The organism is Succinivibrio sp. (assembly GCF_045124615.1).
Lineage (GTDB): Bacteria > Pseudomonadota > Gammaproteobacteria > Enterobacterales > Succinivibrionaceae > Succinivibrio > Succinivibrio faecicola.
Map to the genome: position 1 here is coordinate 1 of NZ_JBGVMC010000321.1, position 9,817 is coordinate 9,817.

Here is a 9,817-nt window from a genome sequence, read left to right on the forward strand (position 1 = left end):
AACAGTTGCTACAGCAATAGGATGGATAATATAAGGTTCGCCTGAAGCTCTTTTCTGTTCTTTATGAGCAAAATCAGCAACAAAGAAGGTTCTGTCGATTGTTTCGACACAGTCTTTTGGCAGATATTGGCAGACAATATCTCTTAGGTGAGCATAAAAAGGAAAGTTAGGAGAGGATAGTGCCTGCTCTAGTGGAGGCATGTTCTCACATTTTGGTATGAGTGTGTGCTCCTCTCCCATAGAAACTCCTAATTAGCCGAACATCTCAGCGCCATCAATAGGAGCGAATTCATTATCTGCAGGCTGAATAGAAGCATCACGAAGATGTTCTTTTCTATCCTGTTTATCTAAGAATTCTTTGGTAATTAAACCTTCTTCAATCTCACGTAAAGCAATAACGGTTGGCTTATCCTTATCCTCTTCTACTAAAGGATTGCTTCCAGATGAGATCTGACGTGCACGACGAGCTGCTAGTAATACTAAATCAAAACGATTACCAACTTTTGCTACTGCGTCTTCTACGGTAACTCTTGCCATTTATATTTACCTTCTACTATAAGGTTGTTCTCTTTAGGGTTACTTTGATTTTACACCCTAAAAGAAAAAATTAGTGAAAAATCTATCTATTAACTTAGATTAATTACAAATTTTTCATAAAAAAGTCAAAATCCAAAGGTATAAAAATCCCTAAACCGTTAAGTTTATGAACAAAAATACATATGGAATTTATGACTGAAGTAAAAAAGTACATGCATTATACATATAAGAATGCATAGAGTAAAGCTCAATAAAAATAAGAAAAACAGCATATAATCGGTCTAATTTGGGAATAGATTGTTTTTCTATATAAATAAAGAGTATAGTTCCTCTTTATTTATAACCGAATATTTTTATTTAAAGCTGAAACTTAGCTTTTACTTCTTGCTCTAAATTTTTTGTTGATGATCTGTTTGCAAGGATAATAGATCTGAGGTTTAAAACGCTCTGCTCAAAATCATCATTTATGATGACATAGTCATACTCGTTATAATGAGATATTTCGCTGATAGCTTTGTTCATTCTCTTTACGATAACTTCTTCTGCATCGGTTCCTCTTTTTCTTAATCTGTTTTCTAATTCTTCTAAAGATGGAGGAATAATGAAAATGCCTTTAGCACCAGGAGTCTGTTCTCTTATTTGTCTAGCTCCCTGCCAATCGATGTCTAAAAATACATCTTTACCTTCTTCAAGCCACTGTTCAACAATTTCTCTTGAAGTTCCATAGTAGTTATCAAATACCTTTGCATATTCGTAAAAGGCGTTTCTCTCAATAAGAGCTTCAAATTCTTCTTTTGTTACGAAGTGGTAGCTGACATGATCAACTTCTTCACCACGAGGAGCTCTTGTTGTATGTGATACAGATAGACGAAGAGAATCATCAGCATTGAATCTCTTTAAAATTGCATCAATCAAAGATGATTTTCCAGCACCTGATGGGGCTGAAACAATGTATAGGGTACCTTTAGCCATAATAATCTAATATCGAAAAAATCTATTAAGTAATTATATACTACTCTTCGTCACTGTCATCGGTATGCATCATAGAGAACCAGTTGTTTAAAACTGCTCTTGCTTCATCAATACCGATCTTCTTAAGAGCTGAAAATGCGATAATTGTAAAGTTACCACCAAACTCGCTAAGAGCAGTTTTTACTTCACCAATTATCTCTCTTCTTTTGTTGATTCCGAATTTGTCTGCTTTAGTTAAAAGAATAAGACATGGAAGATTTGCGGCAATAGACCAGTCAATAATCATTCTGTCGTGGTCACGAAGAGGTGTACGAATATCCATTGTCAGGACAAGACCACCAAGGCAATCTCTCTTCTGAAGATAGTCACTCATCGCCTTTTGCCATTGTCTTTTCATATTCTCAGGAACCTGAGCATAACCATAACCTGGAAGGTCAACTAATACCTTTCCCTTAGCCACTTCAAACAGGTTGATGAGTCTTGTTCTACCTGGAGTTCTTGATGTTTTTGCTAGAGTTTTTTGATCGCATATAGCGTTGATAGAAGATGATTTACCTGAATTAGATCTGCCAATAATAGCAATTTCAGCACCATTGCCCCTTGGAAGTGCCTTAATATCTGGTGCTGAAGTTACAAATTTTGTCTTTCTAAAATCAAGTTTTTCTGTTTGGATAATATCGCTCATGAACAATTATACTTGCTTGTATTGCTCAAGGATGTCATCAGGAGAAAGTTCTGTTCTGCTCTCAAATCCTTTGAGTGCAACAAAACTGGTGTCATCCATGGCAAGTTCCACGTAAAAGACATTGCCCCCTTCTGTATTGAAGGTTACTTTGCCGTATTTTGGATTATCAAGATTAACAGAAATGCTAATCTGAACTTCACGTGGTAATACTAGCATTTTTGGCTGTGATTGGTCGATCCTTATATGCAAATCTTCACTAATTATTCTAGTAAAGTTTCCAAGGATCTGGTTCATAAGCTCGCCTAAAGTATTACTTACCTCTTCTTGTGTATAGTTTTTTGCAATTTCATCATCTTTCATACCCATGTTTTTCATGTACTTGGTATAAATTTCCATTGCAGTTTCTTTAGGAAAGTTCAATACAACCATACCTGAAAAAGATCCTGTGAACATGACAAAGGTACCGATATCAGGTGAGAGAATTGTTTTGGTAATTTTCTGAATAAGAGGTGCGTAATTTGTTTTACAACCTGTAGCTGTGGTAATTACATTTGACACACTTTGACATAATGTAAGGATCATGTCGTTACTATCAATTGACTTAATATGTGTTTCTGACATAGGGCCTCCATAAGTTACATTTTTTATCTTAGGTGACAAATCAGATAATTTCCGTAATTTCATATTGCTTTTGTGACTTTGATATAAATTAAGCAATTTTACAGATGACGAATACTTGGAAATTAAAACCACTTGCCAAGATTCCAAAAGACAAAACCGAAAGGAATTATTGCTCCTTTCGGTTTTTGTGGTATTAGTTTTAATAACTAATTGATATTGAGTTCTTTGATTTTTCTTGTAAGGGTGTTTCTTCCCCATCCAAGAAGTTTTGCTGATTCTTGCTTGTGATTACCGGTAAAGTTTAAGGTTGCCTCAAGCATGATCCTTTCAAATTCAGGTACAGCTTCGTTAAGAATATCATGCTCTCCTGACTTTAATTTTGTATTTACCCATACTCTGAGTAAATCCTGCCAAGTTGCATTTTCCTTATTCTGAACATTAGCTTGATTGTTTAACTTATTCTGATTTGAATTTGCATGTAAGAATTCAGATGGAAGATCAACAAGCTGAATATCTCTTCCTGTTACCATGATAGTAAGGTACTTACAAAGATTCTTCAGCTGTCTTACATTACCAGGCCATGGGAGTCTGCAAAGGAAAACCAATACTTCAGATGTAAGTTTCTTAGGCTCTGTATGACCATCAACAGCGCTCTGAGCTAAAAAGTGCTTTGCAAGCATTGGAATATCGTTGTTTCTATCTCTTAAAGGAGGAATGTTGATATTTATAATATTCAGTCTGTAGTAAAGATCTGAATTGAATGCACCAGTCTCTACCATATGCTCAAGATCATGAGATGTTGATGCAATAATACGAACATTTGCATGTTTCTGCTCAGTTGAACCGATAGGTGTATATTCCTGATGCTGTATAAGCTGTAGAAGTCTATTCTGACATTCAATAGGCATATCGCCAATTTCACTGATAAATAGTGTGCCTCCATCGGCTTTCACAATAGCACATTCATTTATATCTTTAGATGCGTCACCAAACAGTTCATATTTAACCATTTCCTGTGCAACAGAAGACATATTGATTGATACAAATTTATTGTTTTTTCTTGAACCGTGGTTATGCAGTGCTTTTGCAACCTGACTTCTACCAGTTCCAACTTCACCATGAATCAAAACAGGTAAATCTGTTTTTGATATACGACCAATAAATTTGAATACCTCTTGCATTGCAGGAGATTTACCAATTATTTCTGTTTCCTCATGGGTAGGTTCAGTAATAGGAGCAACAGCCTGCTGTGCTTTTTGATCTAGCATCTGAAGCATGTTTACTCTGTGAACTGCAGCTCTTCTGATTACACTGATAGCCTGATCAATATCAAATGGTTTTGGCAGATACTCAAAAGAACCTTCATCATATGCATCGATAGCTGAAGATAGATCAGAATGAGCAGTCATAATGATGAAAGGAATATTTTCATCAATTTCATGTATTCTTTTTATCAAAGAAAGACCATCCATACCTGGCATTCTTATATCTGAAATAATTACATCAGGTGTTTCTTTTTTGATTGCATCTAGTGCAGCTTCTGCATTCTCAAATAGTCGATGAGTGATTTTGTTTGCATCCAAAGCTTTGTCAAATACAAATCGGATACTTGTATCATCATCGATGACCCAGATCATTGGATTCATAGTTTTTCTCCAGTGTCTTCTTTTGTATATGGAAGAATAATCTTAAAAGATGTTTTCTGATCGTCACTGTTGCATTCAATTGTTCCATTGTGACGCTCAATAATATTTAAAGCTATTGATAACCCCAGACCGTTTCCGTTTGTTTTGGTGGTAACCATAGGATAAAAAACTGTCTGCAGAATTTTTTCCGGTATTTTAGGTCCGTTATTTTCAATGATTACATTAAGAGATGTTGGATGTTTTTTATCTCTGATAATTGTTCTTGTGCTAGCTCTTGTTTTAATCAGAATATATGGATTTTCTGTATGAACTTCATTAAGAGCCTGTACAGCATTGTTTACGATGTTGATTAAAACCTGTTCAACACTGTTGATATCTAGGGAAAGCTCAGGAAGACTAGGATCATAGTCTCTTATTATTTTAATTTCTTTGCTATCTTGCTGCATTGAAATAAGTTTTAAAACTTTTTCAATGAGATAGTGAATGTTTACTTTCTCAAGAGGGTTTGGTTTTTGAGGTCCTAAAAGATTATTTACCAGTTCTTTTAATCTGTCAGTCTGCTCAATAATTACATTTGTATATTCTTTAATACCATCAACACTTGAAAAGGACATTTCAAGTAACTGAGCTGCACCTCTGATTCCACCTAATGGATTTTTAATCTCGTGTGCAAGTGAACGAATCAGATCTCTGGCTGCACTGTACTGATAATTCTGCTGAATCTGATTGATAAGCTTTTCTTGTCTTGCAATGGTATGAATCTCAATGAGAAGACCTTTAAAGTTAATACTGTTGTACTGATAAACAGCAATATCAGCTTTAGAAGAGACACCAGGATATGCAGTGAACTTTACTCCTGCTGCAGAAAAGCCCTGGAAACCATCACTGTAATCTGTTTCCTTGAATGTATTGATAACGGCTGTTTCTTTTTTATCGATAAAATCAACAATATTATGCTGTGCAACCAGTCTGTGTCTTGATATTCCACATAACTGTTCGGCAGCCATATTTGCGTAGACAATGTTAAGCTTTACGTCAGTTACAATAACTGCCGTTGCCAAGCTCTCAAGCAAGTTTGTATATTCTTTGTCTAGCATAAGTCACCGTCTATTCTAAATGTAACTTATTGTGCAACATTTTTGACCTATTTTAATTCAGTGCACAAATTAAGTGCAATACATAAAACTGCTTTTTATGGTTATTTTTACTAAAAATGCTTAATATTCAATTAAATAATGAAATTAATATGTAATTTTATGTATAAATTTTTTTTGTTTGGATAAATAATAGATCAATAATGGTGCTCAAAAATCATATTTTAAAGTTGCAAAATGAAAAAGTATAAAGAAAGTTCTCTTATTTCCTTTGGATTTGAAAAAAACAATGATGAATTTATATTCAAGAAAAGTATTGAAAGTTTAGATCTTATCCTTATTGCAAGGCTAGATAGAGAAGAAAATATTTCAGTAACAGTTTTAGATTCATTAACAAATGAAGAGTTCAGACTTCATCTTTCTCCAAAGGCTAAAGGTGAATATATTCAGTCTTTAAGAAATGAAATATATAAACTTGAGGATTCTATAAAAAACAGTTGCGCCATATCTGATCTGTTTTTATTACAGTGGCAGAAAATAATTGAATATATCAATCAAAAGTACGGTGTACCAATAGAATGTATGTGGAAAGAGAAATTCAATTCTGATGAAGGTATTTTCAGACGCGAAGATAACAAAAAATGGTTTGCAGCTTTACTAATATGTAATAGAAAAACACTTACCGGTAAAGGTGTTGGAAAAATGGAAGTTCTCAATGTAAGAGTTGATCCAGAAAAGATTGATTCAATTGTTGATAAAAAACTTTATTTTCCTGGCTATCACATGAACAAGAAAAACTGGCTTTCAATAGTATTAAATGAAGGATGCACTCTTGAAACAATTTTTGCTTTTATTGATGAAAGCTATCGTTTAAACGGTTTGAGTAAATAATTAAGAAAAACACTTTATAGAAATAAAGAAACCGCTGTTAAGCGGTTTCTATTAAGATAGGGAAAGGGAATTATTCGTCCTTCTTTCCACCAGCTGCACGGAATGCACGTACACGATCGAGCTCAGAAAGGTTCTTCTTTCTGATACGAATGCTCTTAGGTGTAACTTCAACTAACTCGTCTTCGTTGATAAATTCAAGTGACTGCTCAAGAGTCATATGAACAGCAGGAGTTAAGATGATGTTGTCATCAGAACCTGCAGCACGAACGTTGGTTAATTTCTTTGTCTTTAATGGGTTAACTGTCAGATCGTTAGATCTTACATGTAGACCGATAACCTCACCCTCGTACACTTCCTCACCTGGATCTACGAACAGACGTCCACGCTCCTGTAAGAACCATAAAGCGTAAGGAACGGTTTTACCTGTATCGTTAGAGATAAGAACACCATTCTGTCTCTCACCAATTGTTCCACCAACATACTCATCATAAGAATCGAATGTGTGGTACATTAGGCCTGTTCCTGAGGTTAAAGTCATATATAAAGACTGGAAGCCGATAAGACCACGAGCAGGAATTCTGTAGTCTAGTCTTACACGACCCTTGCCATCTGGAACCATATTCTTCAGATCACCTTTTCGGATACCAAGTTCTTCCATAACAGGACCTTGGTGCTCTTCTTGAAGATCTAAGGTTAAAACCTCATAAGGTTCCATTGTCTTGCCGTCTACCTTGTGAAGAATAACTTCTGGTCTTGAAACGCCTAATTCATATCCTTCACGACGCATTTCTTCGATAAGAACTGATAAGTGTAACTCACCACGGCCAGAAACCTTGAAGCGATCGGTATCTTCTGTTGTTTCAACGCGTAAAGCCACGTTGTGAACAAGCTCCTGACGTAATCTTTCTTCAATATTTCTTGATGTAATAAACTTACCTTCACGGCCTGCAAAAGGTGAAGTGTTAACACAGAAGTTCATTGATACTGTTGGCTCATCAACTGACAGTGCAGGTAATGCTTCAACCTTTGAATTATCACAGATAGTATCTGAAATCTTTAATTCACCAAGACCGGTAACTGCAATGATATCGCCAGCTTCTGCTGATTCAACAGGAGCTCTGCGTAATCCTAGGTAACCTAGAACCTGACCGATTTTGCCAGTTCTTGTATTACCATCTCTATCAATGATAGTAACCTGTGAATTTGCCTTGGCAACACCACGCTTTACACGACCAACACCGATAACACCTACGAATGAGTTGTAATCAAGTGAAGAGATCTGCATCTGGAAAGGGCCGTTTAAATCAGCTTCAGGAGGAGATACTCTGTCAACGATGGTCTGGAATAAAGGCTCCATGTTATCGCCGTGATTTGCTAAATCCAATGTAGCCCAACCCTGGAATGCTGAAGCATATACTACAGGGAAATCTAACTGCTCATCTGTTGCACCAAGATTATCAAAAAGATCAAAAACCTGATCGATAACCCAATCTGGGCGAGCACCTTCACGGTCGCACTTGTTGATAACAACAATTGGCTTTAAACCTGCAGCAAAGGCTTTTTGTGTAACGAATCTTGTCTGTGGCATAGGACCGTCAACTGCATCAACTAACAGAAGAACTGAGTCCACCATTGACATAACACGCTCAACCTCACCACCGAAGTCAGCGTGGCCTGGGGTATCTACGATATTGATACGATAGTCGTTCCAGTTGATTGCGGTATTCTTTGAAAGAATAGTAATACCACGCTCTTTTTCAATATCGTTAGAGTCCATGATACGTTCCTGACCTATCTCATTACGATCAAGAGTACCAGACTGGCGTAATAATTTATCTACTAGAGTAGTTTTACCATGGTCAACATGCGCAATAATGGCAATGTTACGGATTTTCTGAACATCCATATTTAAAAACCTGTAAATTTGAATCCTGAATTTAGGATTGATAAAAAATCGTGGGCGTATTTTACCGTATTTTTGACCTATCTTACATTTTTTGAAAAAAAAGAATTGAAAAAACTTTTCAATTTTGTTTTTTGGAGATTTTTAAATGTAAAAAAAATCTAAAACTGTATAATTTAAAAAGAAAAAACTATCAAATAGGATTTGTTGTGAAAGAGTTATATTTATATTTTTTTAATCGTGTAAGAAGGGATTCTATTGGTCTTGAGGCATCAGCACTGTCTTTTACTTCAATTCTTGCCCTAATTCCTGCAATTTCAGTCATTTTTTATGTTTTCGCTGTTTTTCCTTCATTTGAGGAATTCCGCGAATCTCTCAAATCTTTTGCAACAACAAATTTCATGCCTGTATTTGCCGAATCACTGAGCAACTATGTAGGAACATTTATTGAGCATTCAGGCAAGCTGACAGCAACAAGTACAGTTGCATTCTTCGTTATTTCTCTGCTACTGGTTCGATCAATTGATCAGTGCCTTAATAGGATCTGGCGTGGAGGCAGAAGAAAATTAGGTACCATGATTGCAATATACTGGACCATGCTGACATTAGGTCCTATTGCTCTTGGCATTATCATTTGGATTTTTACAAAGGTAATGGGATATGCCTTCAGCACAAATAAAGGGTCTATTGGAATACCACTTATGCTGGTATATTTTATTTTTCCTATTATTATTGAATGTGCTGTTCTAACTGCAATTTATGTAATTGTTCCAAGAGTTAGAGTTAAACTTCAGGATGCTTTATTAGGTGCAGTATTTGTTACTGTGGTCTTTGAAGTTTCTAAGAAACTGTTCTCTGTATTTGTTCTTAATTTTTCAAACTACGAGGCAATATATGGTGCAATAGCCATCATTCCTGTTTTGTTTGTTTGGATATATATAAGCTGGTGGATTGTTTTATTAGGCGCTGAATTTACTGCATCTCTTGGTGTAGTAAGAACAGGTATGTCAGAGAATGTTCCAAGTTTTATGGTTTATCTTGCTAATGTAACTGGCTCAACATTAGGTTCTGATGAACTGTCATCTCCAAATAAAAAACCTTCTATCAAGATTAAGGTTTCAAGTTCAGATACGAAACGCTAATAACACTGTTGCAGTTTTTACTGCAACAGTTCTTTTTCAAAAGCATCTAATTCCTGTTTTTCTTTCAAAGATTTTTCATTGTTTACTGAAACTGTTTCAGTCTCTTGTTGTTTCTCTATATTTGCTGTTTCATCAGTATTTATCATTGCATTAGTGCTGACATTATCTTCGCTTAGTTGCACGTTATCTTCAACTACTGTGCTTGATGGTTTTTCAATAAAGCTTTCTCTTTGCTTTTCTTGTGTAGCCTTTTCTTCTATCTCTTCTTCTTTTTGCTTAGGTAGGAGCACTAGTCCTGTTCTGATCTCATCTCTTTTTAGAGCTTT

11 protein-coding genes are annotated in these 9,817 nt (G+C 35.5%); 2 read left to right on the plus strand and 9 right to left on the minus strand.

Annotated features, from left to right (window positions below):
* From ACJML3_RS08425 to glnL, 7 genes are all read right to left on the minus strand, one after another.
* Positions 1-240 (minus strand): hypothetical protein (locus ACJML3_RS08425; RefSeq protein WP_406022317.1); only part of this gene is annotated, 240 nt, incomplete at its 3' end.
* A 12-nt stretch (positions 241-252) separates the two neighbouring features.
* Positions 253-537: a DNA-directed RNA polymerase subunit omega gene (gene rpoZ, locus ACJML3_RS08430; protein ID WP_219937158.1), complete on the minus strand. Its 285-nt coding sequence runs from the start codon at positions 535-537 to the stop codon at positions 253-255.
* Positions 538-894: 357 nt separating this feature from the next.
* Complete coding sequence (gene gmk / locus ACJML3_RS08435; RefSeq protein ID WP_406022331.1) at positions 895-1,515, minus strand: guanylate kinase; 621 nt, start codon at positions 1,513-1,515, stop codon at positions 895-897.
* A gap of 34 nt (positions 1,516-1,549) precedes the next feature.
* Complete coding sequence (gene yihA, locus ACJML3_RS08440; RefSeq protein WP_406022333.1) at positions 1,550-2,182, minus strand: ribosome biogenesis GTP-binding protein YihA/YsxC; 633 nt, start codon at positions 2,180-2,182, stop codon at positions 1,550-1,552.
* Positions 2,183-2,200: 18 nt separating this feature from the next.
* Positions 2,201-2,815, minus strand: coding sequence for a DUF3334 family protein (locus tag ACJML3_RS08445; RefSeq protein ID WP_406022320.1), 615 nt, complete (start codon positions 2,813-2,815; stop codon positions 2,201-2,203).
* 206 nt (positions 2,816-3,021) lie between these two features.
* Positions 3,022-4,461 carry a sigma 54-interacting transcriptional regulator gene (locus tag ACJML3_RS08450; RefSeq protein WP_406022322.1) on the minus strand — a complete coding sequence of 480 codons (1,440 nt, stop codon included), beginning with the start codon at positions 4,459-4,461 and terminating at the stop codon, positions 3,022-3,024.
* Positions 4,458-5,558 (minus strand): nitrogen regulation protein NR(II), encoded by a 1,101-nt coding sequence (gene glnL, locus ACJML3_RS08455; RefSeq protein ID WP_406022324.1) that lies wholly within the window; start codon positions 5,556-5,558, stop codon positions 4,458-4,460. Before glnL ends, ACJML3_RS08450 begins: the two co-directional genes overlap by 4 nt.
* Before the next feature lie 234 nt (positions 5,559-5,792).
* On the opposite strand from glnL, the gene ACJML3_RS08460 reads away from it, so the two are divergent.
* Positions 5,793-6,446, plus strand: a complete 654-nt coding sequence (locus tag ACJML3_RS08460; RefSeq protein WP_406022326.1) for an MmcQ/YjbR family DNA-binding protein — start codon at positions 5,793-5,795, stop codon at positions 6,444-6,446.
* A 70-nt stretch (positions 6,447-6,516) separates the two neighbouring features.
* Here the strand turns inward: ACJML3_RS08460 and typA are convergent, their stop codons facing one another.
* A complete protein-coding gene (typA, locus tag ACJML3_RS08465) occupies positions 6,517-8,352 on the minus strand; it encodes a translational GTPase TypA (RefSeq protein ID WP_288135821.1) in 1,836 nt (611 codons plus the stop codon).
* Between the two features lie 206 nt (positions 8,353-8,558).
* Between typA and ACJML3_RS08470 the strand changes: the two genes are divergently transcribed.
* Positions 8,559-9,491 (plus strand): YihY family inner membrane protein, encoded by a 933-nt coding sequence (locus ACJML3_RS08470; RefSeq protein ID WP_219937142.1) that lies wholly within the window; start codon positions 8,559-8,561, stop codon positions 9,489-9,491.
* A 17-nt stretch (positions 9,492-9,508) separates the two neighbouring features.
* On the opposite strand, the gene ACJML3_RS08475 is transcribed toward ACJML3_RS08470, so the two are convergent.
* Positions 9,509-9,817 (minus strand): hypothetical protein (locus ACJML3_RS08475; RefSeq protein WP_406022329.1); only part of this gene is annotated, 309 nt, incomplete at its 5' end.